This window comes from Aquiflexum balticum DSM 16537 (assembly GCF_900176595.1).
GTDB lineage: Bacteria > Bacteroidota > Bacteroidia > Cytophagales > Cyclobacteriaceae > Aquiflexum > Aquiflexum balticum.
On sequence record NZ_LT838813.1, the window covers coordinates 5,660,842 to 5,678,840 of the forward strand.

At 39.0% G+C, this 17,999-nt stretch carries 13 protein-coding genes; 4 read left to right on the top strand and 9 right to left on the bottom strand.

All coding sequences use genetic code 11. The features are described 5' to 3' along the window. Entirely contained in the window at nt 1-1,218 is a 1,218-nt protein-coding gene (locus B9A52_RS24015) for an ABC transporter permease (protein WP_084123105.1), read from the bottom strand. 42 nt (nt 1,219-1,260) lie between these two features. Between B9A52_RS24015 and B9A52_RS24020 the strand changes: the two genes are divergently transcribed. Both B9A52_RS24020 and B9A52_RS24025 read left to right on the top strand, forming a co-directional pair. Beyond that, the gene (locus tag B9A52_RS24020; protein ID WP_084123106.1) at nt 1,261-2,460 is read left to right on the top strand and encodes an exo-beta-N-acetylmuramidase NamZ family protein; all 1,200 of its coding nucleotides are present in this window, start codon (nt 1,261-1,263) and stop codon (nt 2,458-2,460) included. Nucleotides 2,461-2,555: 95 nt separating this feature from the next. After that, the gene (locus B9A52_RS24025; protein WP_084123107.1) at nt 2,556-3,080 is read left to right on the top strand and encodes a lipocalin-like domain-containing protein; all 525 of its coding nucleotides are present in this window, start codon (nt 2,556-2,558) and stop codon (nt 3,078-3,080) included. A gap of 307 nt (nt 3,081-3,387) precedes the next feature. On the opposite strand, the gene B9A52_RS24030 is transcribed toward B9A52_RS24025, so the two are convergent. Both B9A52_RS24030 and B9A52_RS24035 read right to left on the bottom strand, forming a co-directional pair. Beyond that, complete coding sequence (locus B9A52_RS24030) at nt 3,388-4,233, bottom strand: PIG-L deacetylase family protein (RefSeq protein ID WP_084123108.1); 846 nt, start codon at nt 4,231-4,233, stop codon at nt 3,388-3,390. Next, nucleotides 4,233-7,643: a HEAT repeat domain-containing protein gene (locus tag B9A52_RS24035; RefSeq protein WP_084123109.1), complete on the bottom strand. Its 3,411-nt coding sequence runs from the start codon at nt 7,641-7,643 to the stop codon at nt 4,233-4,235. The genes B9A52_RS24030 and B9A52_RS24035 overlap by 1 nt, the downstream gene beginning before the upstream one ends. 249 nt (nt 7,644-7,892) lie before the next feature. Here B9A52_RS24035 and B9A52_RS24040 point away from each other — a divergent pair, with 249 nt between their 5' ends. Continuing rightward, nucleotides 7,893-8,993 carry an alanine racemase gene (locus tag B9A52_RS24040; RefSeq protein ID WP_084123110.1) on the top strand — a complete coding sequence of 367 codons (1,101 nt, stop codon included), beginning with the start codon at nt 7,893-7,895 and terminating at the stop codon, nt 8,991-8,993. 47 nt (nt 8,994-9,040) lie between these two features. Here B9A52_RS24040 and B9A52_RS24045 read toward each other — a convergent pair whose 3' ends face one another. From B9A52_RS24045 to B9A52_RS24065, 5 genes are all read right to left on the bottom strand, one after another. After that, complete coding sequence (locus tag B9A52_RS24045; RefSeq protein ID WP_084123111.1) at nt 9,041-9,895, bottom strand: DUF2490 domain-containing protein; 855 nt, start codon at nt 9,893-9,895, stop codon at nt 9,041-9,043. Further along, nucleotides 9,892-11,865: a BAR domain-containing protein gene (locus B9A52_RS24050; protein ID WP_084123112.1), complete on the bottom strand. Its 1,974-nt coding sequence runs from the start codon at nt 11,863-11,865 to the stop codon at nt 9,892-9,894. Before B9A52_RS24050 ends, B9A52_RS24045 begins: the two co-directional genes overlap by 4 nt. A gap of 176 nt (nt 11,866-12,041) precedes the next feature. Then, nucleotides 12,042-12,368, bottom strand: a complete 327-nt coding sequence (locus B9A52_RS24055) for a hypothetical protein (protein WP_084123113.1) — start codon at nt 12,366-12,368, stop codon at nt 12,042-12,044. A gap of 102 nt (nt 12,369-12,470) precedes the next feature. Then, entirely contained in the window at nt 12,471-13,859 is a 1,389-nt protein-coding gene (locus B9A52_RS24060; protein ID WP_084123114.1) for an arginine decarboxylase, read from the bottom strand. 128 nt (nt 13,860-13,987) lie between these two features. Continuing rightward, entirely contained in the window at nt 13,988-14,473 is a 486-nt protein-coding gene (locus B9A52_RS24065; protein WP_084123115.1) for a hypothetical protein, read from the bottom strand. Between the two features lie 293 nt (nt 14,474-14,766). On the opposite strand from B9A52_RS24065, the gene glgX reads away from it, so the two are divergent. Continuing rightward, a complete protein-coding gene (gene glgX / locus B9A52_RS24070) occupies nt 14,767-16,851 on the top strand; it encodes a glycogen debranching protein GlgX (RefSeq protein WP_084123116.1) in 2,085 nt (694 codons plus the stop codon). Between the two features lie 2 nt (nt 16,852-16,853). Here glgX and B9A52_RS25910 read toward each other — a convergent pair whose 3' ends face one another. Beyond that, on the bottom strand, nt 16,854-17,999 hold the full coding sequence (locus B9A52_RS25910; protein ID WP_172805276.1) for a methionine aminotransferase: 1,146 nt from the start codon (nt 17,997-17,999) through the stop codon (nt 16,854-16,856).

Consider the following 17,999-nt stretch of genomic DNA (forward strand, 5'->3'; position numbering starts at 1 on the left):
CTAATCAAAGCGTATCGCTTTAATCGGCTGAATATTACTGATCAACATGGCAGGAATGAACAAAACCAAAGTTGTCACTAACAAAACAGACAAATTGAGAATCAGAAAAATTGGCCAATTCCAATAAATCGGTACAAAAGACATGTAATAACTTTGCGGGTCCAGGGAAATAAATTTGAAATTTTGCTGCAAAAGGCCAAAGCCCAAACTGATAGCATTTCCCAAAAGAAGACCTCTGCCGATGATTCTGATTCCATTCCACACAAAAACCCTTCTGATCTGTTTGTTTTTGGCACCCAAAGCTTTGAGAATGCCAATCATTTGGGTCCTTTCCATGATCAAAATAAAAAGAATGGAAACCATATTGAAAGCTGCAACGAAGAGAATCAAACCTAAAAAGATATAGACATTGTTGTTGAGCAAAATCAGCCAATCAAAAATTTCCAGGTACTTGTCCGTTACCTTGATCAGTTTGAGATCAAAATCCAAGGATTCATAAAGAGGTTCCTCCAACTCATCAAGACGTGATGGGTCTTGGACAAAAACCTCAAATCCCCCAACCTGATCATCGGTCCAGCCATTTAAATTTCGGATGGTCTGAATATCTCCCAAGATGATTTTATCATCAAAGTTTTCCAAAAAAGTCTCATAAAGCCCTACAATTTCAAACCGACGAAACCTGGGCGGCTCTTGTACAAAATACATGGTAATCCGCTCTCCTACATCCAACATCAATTTATCGGCTATTTTTTTGCTCAAAATAATTTCATTGCTGGCAGCCGAATCTGAAAATTGGATAAACCTTCCTTTGATAATGGAATCCTTGAATCTCAAAGAATCAAAATCAGGACCTATGCCTTTCATCAAGACCCCTTCGACCTCCTCATCTCCTTTCAACAATCCCGGCTTATGTGCATAAGTCTGAACATGCCTTATCCATTCGTTTTGAGGATAGTCAACGTAAAAATCGGATAATTTGGAAGTAGGTGATTCTTCAAAGGCATTGCCGGACATAAAGCGCTGCACTTGAAAATGGCCTGTAAAGGAAAAAACTTTATCGGAAATTTCATTTTGAAACCCTCCCAAAATCATAAATGAAATCATCGAAACCGCTATTCCAATGGCTACAGAAGCAACCGCTATTCTATGAATGGTACCGGTAAACCCTCCTGTCCGTTTAAAACTGATTCTTTTGGCAATAAAATAAGAGAGGTTCAATGAAGTTTGATTATTTTGGTGGAAATCTAGCGCAAATTAACTATGAAGACATTGAAATGTATCATTCTTTTAGCTTTTTTAATGCAAAGCTTGGCTTTTTGCAAAAGCCCTGTCCAGGAAACCAAAATTGATAATACTGAAAGAGTTGAACCTATTTTACCAGCTGCGGATCAACCGGAAGTATATTTACCCTTATTGGAAGGGAAGAGAGTTGGTCTGATCGTCAATCAGACTTCTATCCTTACCAGTAAAGACAATATGCATCTCGTGGACTTCCTGATGATGGAAGGGGTAAATGTAGTCAAGGTATTTGTACCTGAACATGGTTTTCGAGGAGATGCAGATGCCGGTGAAGTAGTCAATTCTGAAATTGACAAAAGTACCGGTTTACCTATTGTTTCTCTCTATGGCGACAATAAAAAGCCATCTGCTGAAACCCTTTCTGATGTGGATATTCTTATCTATGATTTGCAGGATGTGGGGGTAAGATTTTATACCTATATCAGTACCATGCATTATGTCATGGAGAGTACGGCTGAGCATAAAAAACCACTACTTATTTTTGATAGACCCAATCCAAACGGGAATTATGTCGATGGACCCGTTTTGAAAAAGGGATATGAAAGTTTTGTCGGCATGCACCCTATACCGGTAGTCCATGGTCTGACAGTCGGAGAATTGGCCCAAATGATCAATGGAGAGGGCTGGCTGAAAGGAAAAGTAAAAAGCGATATTACAATAATCCCTATAAAGAATTGGGACCATTCCATGCCCTACAGTCTTCCGGTAAAACCCTCGCCAAATCTTCCCAATGATACAGCTATTCGATTGTATCCAACTTTGTGTTATTTTGAAGGAACTGATGTCTCTTTGGGTAGAGGAACTCAATTCCCATTTCAGGTATATGGCTATCCGGACCCAAAATTCGGGGACTTCACTTTTACACCGGTAAGCATCGATGGCATGTCAAAAAATCCACCTCAAAAAGATAAAAAATGCTATGGCAGGGATTTAAGAAATGAGCCTTTGGATCATCAATTCACGCTACAATATTTATTGGAGGCTTATCAAATCTCAGGAAAGAAGGAGAAATTCTTCAACAATTTCTTCGACAAGCTTGCAGGAACAGACCAACTTCGCAAAGATATCCTAGCCGGAAAAACTGAATCAGAAATAAGGGATTCATGGCAGCAGGATCTTGAAGTTTACTTATCGTTGAGAGGTGAATATCTCTTATACTAAGAATAAAAAAAATTTATATATTCCATTTTTCTCCGTAATTCCCTTTATATTTAAATAAAACTTAAACATTTATTTTTAACTAAAACAAGCTCACTATGCAAAACAAGTTTAGATTTCTTTTCATCATCTGTGCCGCAGCTTCTTTGGCCTTCCTATCTTCATGTGGTGAAGACGACGATGGCCCGGCAATATCCCCGATAGTAGGTACTTGGAATTTTAGCGATTCCGAATTAAGTATTTTGGTTGATAACAAAAGTATATCACAATTCCTGATTTCAACTGGTGTAGACCCTTTGGAAGCTGCTGCCGCAGAAAGTTTCTATAAAGCTTTTCTTGAAGATGCGCTGGATCTTCAGGGCACTTCTTTCGTTTTCAATGCAGATGGAACCTATTCTGTACGTGAAAACGGTACAGTCCAGGAATCAGGCACTTATCAACTCAATAGCAACAACACCAAATTAACGATCACTTCAAGTGAAGGTCCTCAGGAATTTGATGTTGAAGAATTAACTAATAATAAAATGAGTCTTTCATTTTCAGAGGAGGAAATGGAAGATTTTAATGAAGACGGAACCTTAAATACTATCGCCATTAAAATACAAATAGATTTTGTGAAATAATGTATTTTAAGACAGTTGGAAAAGGCCCAAGGAATTCTTCCTTTGGCCTTTTCTTTTAGCAAAAAATTCAAAGGCAATTAAACCCGCTCTCAATGCGTGGGAATGGTTGAATGACAAGTGTCAAAAGCCAAGGCCATTGTGAGTGTCTCCAACCCTCATCCTAACCCAAAACAGGGCCTTTTAAACGTCCAATTCAGCGTCTCAAAGTTACAAGCTTCGGACAACGGGCATTGTGCTATTTATCTTCAACCATTTGATGTTCCTCTTGGGATTCTTCATCCTTCATCCTTTCTCCTTCATCCTTTTCTCACCTCACTTCCGCAAAATACTCCCTATCAAATATCCGGGAATATATAATTGAAGGAGTTTCTTCTCTATACGGCAATAAATCCCTGAAAACCTCCTGCTGGGTGGCGTGCGCCTCAATCATTTTGACCAAGGTATCAAAATAAGGGGTGGTCTTTACTGCAAAATCAGGAATCGGTAAACCAGGACCTTCTTTGGGATAATTTCTTTGGAATCCGGGGGCAATTTTCAGGGCAATCTGAATTTGTTTTGGAGATAAGGTCAGCTGAAACAGTTTCTTGACCGGAAAATTCCCAATCCCTTTGTTTTCCAGAAAAACTTCTTCTATTGCTTTTGAGGTCATCACATGGTCAGGATGCCCATAAAGTCCCACCCTACTATCATAGCTGATGATATAATCAGGCTGATGTTTTTGGATCATTTCAAAAGCTAGCTGTTTTAAGGTATCAAGAGGGACTTCCTTTAAGCCGCTGTCAGGAAAATCAAAGAGTTCCAACTTTGCCCCCAATATATCGGCGACCTGGTGCAATTCTGTAGCTCTAGTTTCCCCCAAATTCTCTCTTTCTACCAACCCTCCCGTAGGTCCTGCTTCTCCTTTGGTCAGACAGACAAGAATTATCCTGTGACCAGCTTCTTTTAAAGAAAGCAATGTCCCTCCAACTGCAATTTCATCATCAGGGTGGGAGAAAAAGGTCATGACAGTTTGAGAATTAGTATCCTCTATCAATTGAGTTTTCACAGGTATCTCTGAATTATGGAGCATAAACCTCCCCCAAAGCATCAGACCTGCCAATAAAACCATAGCAATTAAAACAACAACCAAAATGATTATCCCAACCTGCTTCATCAATGTTCATTCAAGGTAGAGAGATAACTGACCAAATCACGGATTTCCCTCCTGCTCAAAATCACTTTCATATCAGGCATACTTGAAGCCGCATCTTTTCTCTCTACTACATTCGATTTTTGGATCAAGGTATCCGGTTTAGAACCTTGTTGCATTAACAAATCCTTTTGAGATTCTTTGCCCAAAACCCCGCTTATTTTCTGACCATTATCCAAATCCAAAGTCACAATACCATAGCCCGGAGCGATGCGCTTGCTGGGATCAATCAGTGATTCCAACAATTCTTGCCTGCTGAGTTTGGAGGCTATACCGTCCATAGCCGGGCCGACATTTCCACCCATATCATCTATGGCATGGCATCGCATACATTGACCGGTTTGGGACTGTAAAAACAGTGTTTTTCCTTTAATTGGATCACCACCATTCAAACTGCTTTGGTAAGAAGCCAATTGGTTTCCGCCCCAAAATGCAGTCTCACTTTTAGTGTATTTTTCTTTCAGTGCGGGATCATTAATATTTTCCACAGCTTCAGATAATTCCAGCAATATATCGGAAGGTATATTTTTTCTGTCCATTTTGGCAATCAGGGCATCAAAGCTGTCTTTGGTTGCAGAATAAGGCAATTTTCCCAATGCAACTATGGCAGCCTGCTTTTCCTCAGTGGTCTGCTTTTCAATCACTTCAGACAATAATTTGACTTTGAGCTGTGCATCAAGATCCAATTGCTCCAACAAGGTAAGGCCTGCGATCCTGACTGATTTTTCCCTATCAGCCAATGCTGCCTCTATTCCCTGAGCGCTATTTCCTGCATTCATTTTGGCCAATGCCTGAATGGCTGCAATGCGGACTTTGGTGGATCTATCTTGTTTTACCGAAGCCAACAATGCCTCTGACCCGCTTTCAATCCCGAGTTTGCCCAAGGCTTTGGCGGCACTTTCACGTAAGGATTCTTCTTGTCCTTTCAGAAGGTCTACCAAGGGTTCGAACGCTTTTTCCCTGACCAAAGCTGGTTCTCTGGTGATTTCTCCTCTATATCTTCCATCAACTCTATCCAATACAGAAGGTTTGGTCCAGGTGGCAAGTGCATCAATAGCCTCCTTTCTCATAGTTTCAGGTGCCGCTGGGTTTTGTAGGTAAATGATCAGATTTTGCATGGACTTTTCAGTACCTACTCTGAGATTGGCATTGATGGCCCTTCTGATCAAAGCCTCATTGGTAAATTTTGTAGTAGTCAATAAATCTCCCAATGCCGGTAAAGCTGCCTCTATGGAAAAATCATCATTGATTGCCCGTGCTACCTCGGTCAAAATATATTCATCGCTTTCCATTAAAAATTTCTCAATGCCATCATGCTGCATTCTCCTCATGGAAAGTACAGCACCCAGGCGAACCGCCTTGCTATTGTGATTTGAAAGAGCTACCAAAGGTTCCGCTTTATTGAATCTTGCCAAAGCCAAAGTGACCGCATGCCTGATATAGGCATCCTCATCATTGTTTCTTTCCAAAAGTGCTATCAATGAAGGTGTAGCCGGTTCATATCCGATTCTCCCGATTGCTTCCGCTGCAAAAAAATTGACCCTTGGATTTTCATCAGCCAATAGCCCCAATAAATTCGGCCCTGCATCTAAATATTTGATATCGCCAAGCCATTTTGCTGCTTGAGCCCTGATTTCAGGGTCCTGATCTTTCAAGTAAGGCAAAATTGCTTTGGCATATTTCATATCCACCATTCTGGCCAACTGACTTGTACCGACGATAGCATGGATTCTTGCCAATTGATTTTGCTGTTGTTTCATCACTGATTCAAAAACAACTGCGCCTTTTTTACCTCTATTTGCCAGTTCAAATTGGGCTTTTCTTCGCACCCTTAAATCCTCAAAAAATAAATGTTTTTCCAACTCAGCTTCTGACAGTTTTTTCAGATCCAATCCAAGAAGTCTTTTGGTTTCTACTCTCAACGCAGAGTTCTTTTGGGATTCATCATCCAATTTCCAAACTCTTCCATAGTTCTTGATGCCCCAGCCATTGATCCAATCTGCAAGGTAAAGAGATCCATCAGGTCCAAAATCCAAGCCTGTAGGTAATACTCCTCCCAGTACTTTTTCTGTTTTGTCCAATTCAAAGGTTGCTCCCTTTGGCTTAAGCGTAAAGGCATGGATTCCGGACCCTGCCGGAGAACCCACAAATTCAACCACAAAAAAATGGTTTTTCCATTTTGGACTTAATGCCGTTCCGGGATTGTAAACCATTCCCGTCGGTCCATTGACATAATTGATAATGGGCGGAGTGATATAAGCAGCCTGACCTTCATGTCTTGGTTTGTACATGTTCTCATCCATCCAAACTTTATAAGTATTGTTATCGGGATCTCGGTATTTACCAAATTGCCAGTTGATCCTCCAACCTGTATCTGAACCGTTAACAAGGTATACCAATCTTTCACTTTCGCCTCTATGGTCTCCGTCATTATCAACCGAAATTAAGTTATTGTATTCATCCCAGGTAAACTCATGGGTATTTCTGACACCCATGGCAAACACTTCAAAATCAGTTCCATCAGGATTAGACCGGACTACTACACCTCTGTTGGGGTATTTCCATTGATTGCCTTCTTTATCGGTTCCATTGAAACCAATATCTCCAATGCCCCAATAAATCCTTCCATCCGGGCCGACTTTTGCCCCGGACATTCCATGAGCACCAAAACCTATATGAATCGCATAGCCATTGGAAATAGATTCTTTTTCATCCATCAAGCCATCTCCGTTTTTATCTTTCAATCTCCACATATCAGGACCTACACCTACAAATAAATCCCCTTCATGCATCAACACTGCCCCGGCCACATCAGTCACTTCTTCGTGGAAATCCTCTACCATCACTTGAGAAAAATCCGCAAGCCCGTCCCCATCGGTATCTCTTACCCTGAAAATCTGCTCTTTCTGGACCAACATATCCCTCCAATCATGGGAACCATCACCGTTGAGATCTTTCAACCAAGTATTGAAATCAGATCTTTCAGGAGATAATTCTTTCCTGAGAAAAGCCCTTTTATCTTCGACAGATTGCAATTTGATGGATTCAATTTCCCAATCCTGATGGCCTCGAATGTCAAACTCGGATCCTTTCTGACGGTTGGTTCTTGAATAATAGAGTGTACCCTCATCGTCAACTTGAATAGAAATGGGGTCAAAAATCAGGGAATCCACCGCCCATAAGGAAAGGCTAAGACCCTCCGCCAGTTTTGGACTGACAATGGATTCAATGGTGGAAGCGAGTTTTTTGACTTCTTCCTGTTCCAACTGCTTGATGCGAAGGTCCACAGGTGCTTTTTTGGCACATGAAAACCCAAATGAAATCAATAACAGAATAGCGATCAATTGATTGGGGATACGGGAGATTACTTTCATAAAGTGGTTCTAGGTTATTAGGTTTATTCAATTGTCGCTAAATATACCAAAAAACCCAAAGTATGAATAAGGTAATCGAATCAATGGTGGTTTGGGGATTTGGGAAGGGGATATAGGAGTCAATGGGGAGGGAAAAGCTAGGAAGTCGGACAGGTGTTAAGTCTAATTCAACCCCTACCGGGGTTGGGGTTGAATTATTCAGGCTATTTTTCCTAATTTCAGGCTTCAAACCATCATAACTTTATTTCCATGTCATACTTATCCCAAATCACCTCCCCCACTTTATTATTGGACGAAAAAATATGTAGGAACAACCTGAAGAAAATGGCCCTGAAAGCCAAATTCCAAGGAAAGAAACTTGTTCCGCATTTTAAAACATCCCAATCACATGAAGTGGGAGAATGGGCGAAGGAATATGGCATCACAGAAATCACCGTTTCATCCATCAAAATGGCTGAATACTTTTGCGGACATGGTTGGGAAAATATTCATATAGCCTTTCCCTTCAACCCACTTGAAACAAAAAAACTCAGTGAATTGGCTAAAAACCAATCTCTTTCTGTACAATTGATCAATGAAGCTGTCACAGAAAAACTGGCTAAAGATCTGGATTACCCTGTTGGTTTTTTTATAGAAATTGATGCGGGGTATGGGAGAACCGGAGTGGAAGTTTCTGATTTTGGATTGATAGAAGCCATTTTAAGAAAGGCTAAAAGTACCGATAAACTTAGATTTAAAGGATTTTATCTGCATCCCGGACATACATACTATACTGCAGATAAGGCAAAAATATATGAGGAAAGTTTAGCTGCCCTCAACATGCTCAAAAACAAATACAGCACTGAATACCCAAAACTGGTTACTAGGCTCGGTGACACACCCGGTTGTTCTGTGATGGAAGATTTCGGGGACGTGGATGAAATCGGTCCGGGCAACTTCGTTTTCTATGATATGATGCAGGTCAATCTCGGAAGCTGCAAAAGAGAGGATGTGGCAGTTGCCCTAGCGGTACCGGTAGTGGATATCAAAAAAGAAAGGAAAGAAATCCTAATACACGGTGGCGGTGTGCATTTGGCCAAAGATGTGCTCATGGAACCGGATGGCAGTAAAAACTTCGGGGAGGTCGTGATTTTGAATGAAAACGGTTGGAGTATCCCCTTTGGACGATCTTATCTAAAAAGCATTTCCCAGGAACATGGTATTATTAAGGCATCTGACGAACTTCTCGCTCAGGTGAAAGTGGGAGACCTATTGGGTATTTTGCCTGTTCATAGCTGTATGACGGCGGATTGTATGGGGGGTTATCTCTCTTTGAATGGAGAGAAAATAGACCATGCGGAATCAATCTAAGGAAGCTTTGATTTTGTAAATTCCCAATCCAATCAAAATAAGTGTGTTTAATAAAAGTTCGGGACTATACTTTCAGATTGGGATATTTTCTTTTTGTAGTAAAAATCAAAATTATGGTATAAACTTACCCTGACGATATCCCGGTCATTGAAATCAAATCCATTGGACCTTTGCTGAATGCTTCTCATATATCCGGTTTGGATCTGAATATTTTCATTCAGAATATAGCCCAAACCAATAAATGACCTATTGTCTTCCAAAAAATTAAGTTGGATTGATCTCCCTGCCTGAATAAAAATCTCATTGTAAAGGGACAAAAACAAGGTCTTTTTCTGTAATTCCTTTGAGTTGATCGGTACATAAGCCATCAATTTATACCTGAATCTATGTGTCAGTTCGAAAGGGGAATCCACAATAAAATCTCTCCTCCATCTCTGTTCCAACCTGATTTGGTGGTAAACTTTTACTCTTCCTACCGGCTGGATAAAAAGGAACTGTTGCCAAAATCTAAATTGAGGCACCACTTTATCCAGAGGGGTGTTTTCGGGATATTGTTTTTCGTCCACCCAATAAAATGGCGTGACAATACCTCCTGTAATTTCAAAATTATTTGTAAGAAGATAAGAAAGACCCAACCTGATGTACAATTGATTCATTTCATTGATGAAATTGTCCCTGGTCCGAATATGGTATTCACCATTGTACCACAACTTTTCACCTATCCTATACTTGGTATAAATACCGGTCCATAGAAACTGACCTCCAAATGTTTCTCTTTGTCTCACAGAATCAGATTCTGAACCTTGGCCAAATGAGAAACTATTTATTCTAAAGCAAATAAAGAACAATATCAGCAGCTTCCATGCAGCTGAAAATGATAAGTCTTTCCCTCCATACATCATAGTCCCAAGATTTTTTTGATCTGAGAAATATCGCTTTCCGTGCTTAATCTTCTTTCAAGCTTATTGGTATTGCCCTCCCTTAATTCTTTCATTTTAAAAAGTAAATTTTCAATATCGAGCAAATGATCTTTGATATTTTTATAAGTCTCTTCGTTTCTCAAATTTTCCAAATAAGTATTATAAACGCGTTCACCGGCCTCCACAATCCGTCTTTTTCTCAGTACTCTAAAAGTCGGGTTAAATGTGAAGGGATCTAAAGTAACCTCTGTATATTGTTCCCTTACCTCCGACCACGCGTTTACAAATTTGGGCATTTCAAGGATGATGGACTCTGCCACTTCGAGAAGTTCTACAATCTCAAGTCCTGTAGCAAACCTTTCCTCATAAACTGAAGTCAAGGAATATTTTTCATTCAAATCATTGAATTCAGAAATGAGAATATTCTTTTTGATCTCATTGACCGCCTGATTAATTGAAATATCATCAGAATAAAAAGAATTGTAAAGTGAATCTATCCTGGTTTTAATATCCAAAATTTCATTTTCGACTGACTCCAGTTCTTCGCTTTGTCTGATTTGGGCCAATTCTTTCATAATGTAGGCCCCTACCTCATTGACTTTATTCTGTTTTTCCATCAAATAAGACCTGAATAATTCAATGAGATTTTTATTGTTATCCGCAAGACTTGTGTACTCTACTTCCTTAAAAAATTGCTTCTCTTCAAATTCATAACTAATGGTGTCAACAGCAGTTAAAAAACTAAACCCCTCTCTTGAAAAAATTGATTGATCGATATAATATATATCTTCAGAAGAAAAAATATCCACAACATTTTTGAAAGCCTTTAATTTTTCAACATTGTATTGGAAAAACTCATAGGCAAATGACAATGAATCTTTTCTAAACCTGTTTATTGCCAAAGCATTCCTTGAAGCGAGTACTTTGACATCATTTTCAAGTTTGTCAAACTCTTTTTTCAGCGCTTCAATATCCTTAAGTTCTTCTTCAGAAATGTCATACTTAAACCGTTTGGTATGGATAGGGTATTGAATCATTTCGTTTTGTTGGTTCACAAATAAGGTGTCGTAGGATAATATTTTTATCAAAAAGTCTTCCAATACTTTATTTCCCTGTGTCTGACCCGAATATTCTGTGGATAAATCCCTGAACCCGTCATTGAACATCAACCCAAACAGATTGTCAGCAATCCGAAAACCCACTTTTTTACCCTCCGCAATATCATTTAGTTTATTGATTGTATTGAAATATATCACCTCTTCGATAATCAGTCCCGATTCAGCTTCAACTTTATTGAGGCCTATAAGAAACCCGTTTTCATACCTTCTGCTTTCTTTAATTAATTTCCCATCAATAATATAATTGAACTCCCAATTTCCATCCATCACACCGTTTTGAATGGTTTCACCGGAGACTTGAATGATATCCTCCCCCTGATATTCCTCGAATTTGAAATCCCCTAAGATGTCCCCCTCAGAAAACCTCAAATTGTAACTTCTGGATTTTGCCCTGAGATTTTCGTCTCGAAAGACATTTTCTCTTAGACTCCAGGGTCCATGCGGTAAATTATCTTTATAAGAAGCAGACAGTATTTTATTGTTACTTTCAAGTGAAATAAGGGCGGAAAAATCCTTGACATCATTTATTTTGACCAAATGGGTTTCATCCTCATAAGTCCATTTTTCTTCTTTTTGGTTTGAAGAATATGTTCCAGAAATATTTAGCTTGTAAAGGCGCCTTTTATCCAAAGAATCTACTCTGATACTTGAAAATGAAAATGGTCCATCAAGTATCGCTCTGTTATTATCCTTTAATGTGTATTTAAAATCCCCGACCCCTTCAATACCATTGAAATTAAATTTGCCTTTATATGACGCTTGTCCAAAAACATCGATTGATGTAAGAAAATACAGCAAGACCAAAAATCTGAAAACTGAAATATTAGAAATCATAAACTTGAAAGTGTATCTCTATAGAAATATCTTCATTTAATAATTGTCCTACCTTTTTTTATTGCTTGAGTTTTGAATACACAAAATTTAAAATACCCATATTCTAAATTAATTTTTTAAATAATAATTAATTGATAATTGGTGAAAATCGAAACAACAATTCATTTGGTTTTATTTCAACTATAACTCTTTAAAGAAAATAGAATTTCCACAAACCCTTTTTTTCCATACTGTGATTCGGTAGGCAATTCCCCATGTTGTTGATCAATAATGTAAATTTCAATTGTTGAAGCTCCTTTCTTCTTGGCATAGGCACGAAGTCCAGCTTCAACATCTTTCAATATTTTTTCTGCCCGGTCCGTATTATCCGATGCAGTTTTTTTAAAATAAGTCCATTCAGACTTTTCGATTGGAGATGTATTAATATAGGTAATCTTTATATCTTCCTGAACCAGCAACAGTCTTATACAAATGGCAAGAAACAAGTTGATTGAAATGTTCATGATTTCATAATTGTGACAAATGTCACTTTATAAATTACCGGATTTCTTCCCTAATCGTTCAAAAAAACCACGTTTTTTTTTTGAAACGTGGTCAGGAATTGATCAATAGCCAAGTATTTTCAGCATACTTTCACTGTCTTGTTCTGAAGCAAAAAGCCAATGTTTGATGCTGCCGTCTTTATTTCTGTCAATGATGACGTGCTTGGGTGCAGGAATGAGACAATGCTGAATTCCTCCATAACCTCCGAGAGATTCCTGATAAGCCCCAGTATGGAAGAAGCCTATATATTGTTTTCTGCCCTCTTCGATTTTGGGAAGGTAAATATTGAACTGATGGGCCTCGGAATTATAATAATCCATACTGTCGCAGGTCAATCCCCCAAGACTTATATTATGGTACTCTTCATCCCAATTGTTTACTGCAAGCATGATGTATTTTTGGTTCATTCCCCAACTGTCAGGCAATTGTGTGATGAAGCTGCCATCTATCATATACCATAATTCCTTATCATTCTGTAATTTTTCATCCAAAATAGAGTATAAAACAGCACCGCTTTCACCTACTGTGTAGCTTCCGAATTCTGTGAAAATATTCGGTTCATCTGTATGGTTTTTGGCACACATCCATTTAATGTTTTTCACAATTTGTTCGGCCATATACTGATAATCATAATCAAAAAACACATTGTATTTGATGGGCCACCCACCTCCAATATCCATGGAATCAAGAGAAGGCGCTACCTTTTTCAAATCAACATACTTTTGGATAAAGCGGGTCAGTTCAGACCAATAATAGGCCGTATCCTTGATGCCGGAGTTAAGGAAAAAATGAAGCATTTTCAAAGTTACATTCGGATTATCCTTGATTTTTTCCTCATAGAGACTGATGATATCATTGTACCTGACCCCAAGTCTAGAGGTGTAAAAACCAAATTTAGGTTCCTCATCTGCCGCAATCCTGATACCAACCTGGAAGGGAACTTTTACATGTTCCAAATAATAGTCGATTTCGGAAAGGTTATCCAATATCGGAATACAGTTCACAAACCCATCATTCAATAATTCAGACACATATTTCTTGTACAGTTCCCTTTTAAAGCCATTACAAATAATGTAAGTCTCTTTGGTGATTTTACCCTTTTCATACAGGCTTCTGACCAAAGGAATATCGAAAGTTGAAGAGGTTTCGATATGGATATCGTTTTTCAGAGCCTCATCCAATACGAAACTAAAATGGGACGACTTGGTACAATAGCAATAAGTATATTTTCCTTTATACTCATGCTTTTCTATGGCGTTGCCAAAATAGGTTTTGGCATTTTGAATGTTCTCCGAAATCTTGGGTAAATAGGTAAGCTTTAGCGGCGTACCATAAGTTTTGATGATCTCCATCAGGTTGACACCGTTGAAATGGAGTTCGTTATTATCTACATGAAACTCCTTTGTAGGGAAATCAAAGGTCTGCTGAATGAGATCAATGTATTTATTCATTTTAATAGTCGATTTAATGCTTGAAAACCAACTACAAAACTTGCTTTTAATATTGGTAATTCAAACGAAAAAAGGGGAAAATCCAAATGGAAGCTCCCCTTTTTGTAAGATTTAATATTCAGAAAACATTAGGCGAAAAGCTCCATTTTCAGGAATTGCTCTTCTTTGGCAAATGCTTTTTGGTTTGCAATGGACTTTTTCAAAATCTGTTTGAATCTGATTTCATCTGAAATAAATCTGAAAATTTTCGTCAGATAATTTTTGACTCCTTCTTCCTCAGAAACATAAAATTTTAAGGAATACCGTGACAATTCCTTCTCAAAATCAAGGATTACAGCATCCTTATGACCTAAATTGATTAGACCATTAAAAAGTCCCTTTATCGCATGAAATTCTTCAGAAAGCTCAAAGTAGATTACTTGGAAACTCTTTTTGGCCTCTGGGAAATTCGGGAAATCAAATGAAGCGGTCTCGATCACATTCACCATTTCGCAACTTTCCATGATTTCCAATGGATTCAATCCTATACCATTGATCTCTTGCTTTTTGGTGATTTTTTGGAAAGCAAATGATTCATTTGCTGCGAATGAAGTAGATAGTGATTGTGAACTCATAACTTTAGATATTAATTGAATGATTCAAAAGTAATCGAAGGTTTTATAATTTCCTAATTACCCTATAATTTTTGTAGGGTTTATTGCATATTTTTTTTGCTTTTAATAATTTTAACAATGTCTTTGGAAGGTAATCTCCTTTCAGTTTGCGACTTTTTTTATAACAAACCCAATTTCAAAAAAAAATTGTGACATCAAAAGCAGAGAAAAAAACACTATCTTTCATTTTCAGTTTTTAGATTAATCTTTGAAATTTTCAGAAAATTGTTTCCTTTGCATCAGATATCACCCCAATGTCACCCCGTAAATTAAAATATAAGCACAGTCCTGGGCAAAGTTTCCCTATTGGCCCCTCCTTTATGCATGGAGGTATTAATTTCTGTTTATTTTCCAAAAATGCAGAATGGGTAGAGTTGTTGTTTTTTGATAAGGCAGAAGACACAAAACCCAGTCAATCAATCAGATTGGATCCAAACATCAACAAGACTTACAAGTATTGGCACGTGTTTGTTGAAGGTGTAAAGCCAGGTCAATTGTACGGTTACAGGATTCATGGTCCATTCAATCCTGCAAAGGGCCATAGATTTGATGCTTCAAAAGTAATTTTAGACCCTTATGCCAAATCAGTAACGATACCTGATGGATATAACCGCAAAGCCTTGAGTGTTTTTGGGGATTCCTCTGCCAGGTCCATGAAAAGCGTATTGGTGGACCTTAGCCAATATGATTGGGAAGGAGATGAACATCCGAGAAGTCCTTTTTCCAGAACGGTTATATATGAACTCCATGTTGGCGGATTTACCAAAAGAGCCAATTCAGGGGTTGAGGAAGGTAAAAGAGGAACCTTCCTGGGTTTAATTGAAAAAATCCCCTATTTGGTCGAGTTGGGTATCACAGCGGTGGAACTACTTCCCATTTTCCAATTTGACAGACAAGATGCGCCGGAAGGCCGGGTAAATTATTGGGGATACAGTCCGATTTCTTTCTTTGCCCCACATCAGGGGTACAGCTCCGGAAAAGATCCGCTTCAGGTTTTGAATGACTTCAGGGATATGGTGAAAGCCTTCCATAAAGCAGGCATAGAGGTGATTTTGGATGTCGTCTTCAACCATACTGCTGAAAATCATGAAGAAGGACCCACTTATACTTTCCGCGGGATAGACAACAGCGTTTATTATATCCTTGACAATGATAGGTCTAAATACAAGAATTTTTCGGGTACGGGGAACACACTAAATGCTAATCAGTCTATAGTGCGTAGAATGATCCTTTCAAGTCTTCATTTTTGGGTCAGGGATATGCATGTGGATGGATTCAGATTTGACCTTGCTTCTGTTTTGTCCCGAGATGAAAAAGGCAACCCCATCGAAAACGCACCCATTCTTTGGGATATTGAGTCTGACCCGATTCTGGCTGGAACCAAATTGATTGCTGAGGCATGGGATGCAGCGGGTTTGTACCAAGTCGGCAATTTCACAGGAGACAGTTGGAAAGAATGGAATGGGAGATTCCGGGATGATGTGAGGAGTTTTATGAGGGGGGATAAAGGAAAAGTAGGTCCTTTTGTGACCCGCTTGATTGGCAGTCCGGATATGTATGAAGCCAAAAACAGGGAATTGGAGCAAAGCATCAATTTTATAACCTGCCATGATGGCTTTACCTTACATGACCTGGTTTCCTACAATAAAAAACACAATGAAGCCAACGGAGAAAACAACCAAGACGGAAACAATGAAAATCTGAGTTGGAACTGCGGAATAGAAGGCCCTACCGACAATCAGGCAATACTCAAACTTCGAAGGCGACAGATAAAAAACTTTCTGACATTGAATATGCTTTCTCTCGGCGCCCCGATGCTCTTGATGGGCGATGAAATCCTACATACCCAAAAAGGGAATAATAATGCCTATTGTCAGGACAATGAGCTCTCCTGGTTTGATTGGGACCTCTTACAAAAAAACGGGGACATTTTCAGATTTGTGAAAATTCTTATCAAGAAAAGGCTGAAAAGGGAATCCGCCCAGGCAAATTTCAATCTCAGCCTAAGGGAATTTCTTTCCCAGTCAACTATTCAATGGCACGGTGTCAAACTCAAGAACCCTGATTGGTCTTATAATTCCCATAGTATTGCCATGACCATCAATGCCCTGAGCGGAAAGATGGCCATGCATTATATGGTCAATGCGTATAGAAAAGCCCTGACTTTTGAAGTTCCCCGGGAAGTTGATGGCAAAAAGGTCACCTGGAGTCGGTGGATAGATACTGCATTGGATTCTCCCGAAGATATTTGTCTCTGGCAACATGCCAAGCCACTTGCCAATGGTTCCTATCATGTTGAGGCCAACTCCATAGTTATCATCTTGTCCAAAATAGATTAAAATCAGAATAAAGGTCTGCTCAACAAGCCCAAAGCCTGTTCCAGTACTTCCTCGTCCTTAGCAAAACAAAATCTGAGCATCTTGTGGTCTTTTTGGTCATGGTAAAAAACAGATACAGGTATGCTTGCCACGCCTATTTCTTTGGTCAACCTGACGGCTAGCTCATAATCTGACTCTTCTGACAAATGTCCATAAGACACCAACTGAAAAAAACTACCCTGCGCCGGGGTAAATTTAAATGGTGTGTTTTTGAGACCTTCACAAAATAAGTCCCTCTTTTTTTGATAGAATTCATTCAGGTATATGTACCGGGAGGGTTCTGTCATGTATTCTGCCAGAGCATATTGCATTGGCGTGCAACTGCTAAAAGTAAGAAACTGATGGATCTTTCTGAATTCAGATGTCAGATCTTTTGGGGCAAGACAATAGCCCAATTTCCAACCGGTAATATGAAAGGTCTTCCCAAAAGAACAGCACACAAAAGTCCTTTCTCTCAGTAGTGAGTGGGTCATTAAAGAAAGGTGTTTCTTTCCGTCAAAGGTAATATGTTCATATACCTCATCACTGACCACATAAATCTCCCTGTCTTTGATCAACTCCGCAAGGGTATTCAGGTCTTCCTGAGTCCATACATAGCCACAGGGATTATGTGGTGTATTGACCATGATCAACCTTGTTTTATCAGTTATGGCAGCTTTAACTTTTCCCCAGTCAACAGAAAAATCCGGTAAATTCAAGGAGACATAAACCGGTACACCTCCATTCAGCACCACTGCAGGGGCATAACTGTCATAGGCAGGTTCCAACAAAATGACCTCATCTCCATTTCTGACTACGGCAGTCACAGCAGCATAGAGTGCTTCTGTAGCTCCCGAGACTACCGTTATCTCTTCTTCCGCATTCAATTGGATGTCATATAAGATTTTGGTTTTTTCTGCCAAACGGTTTTTCAAATCCTCCACGCCACTCATTGGGGCATATTGATTGAATCCCTTCCTCAAATATTCACTTACCAGATCCTGTAAGTAAGGGTAACAATCAAATCCCGGAAAACCCTGTGATAAGTTTATGGCTTTATTATCCGCAGCTAATTTCGACATTACAGTGAAAATTGTCGTTCCGACTTGTGGCAATTTAGAATTGATCAT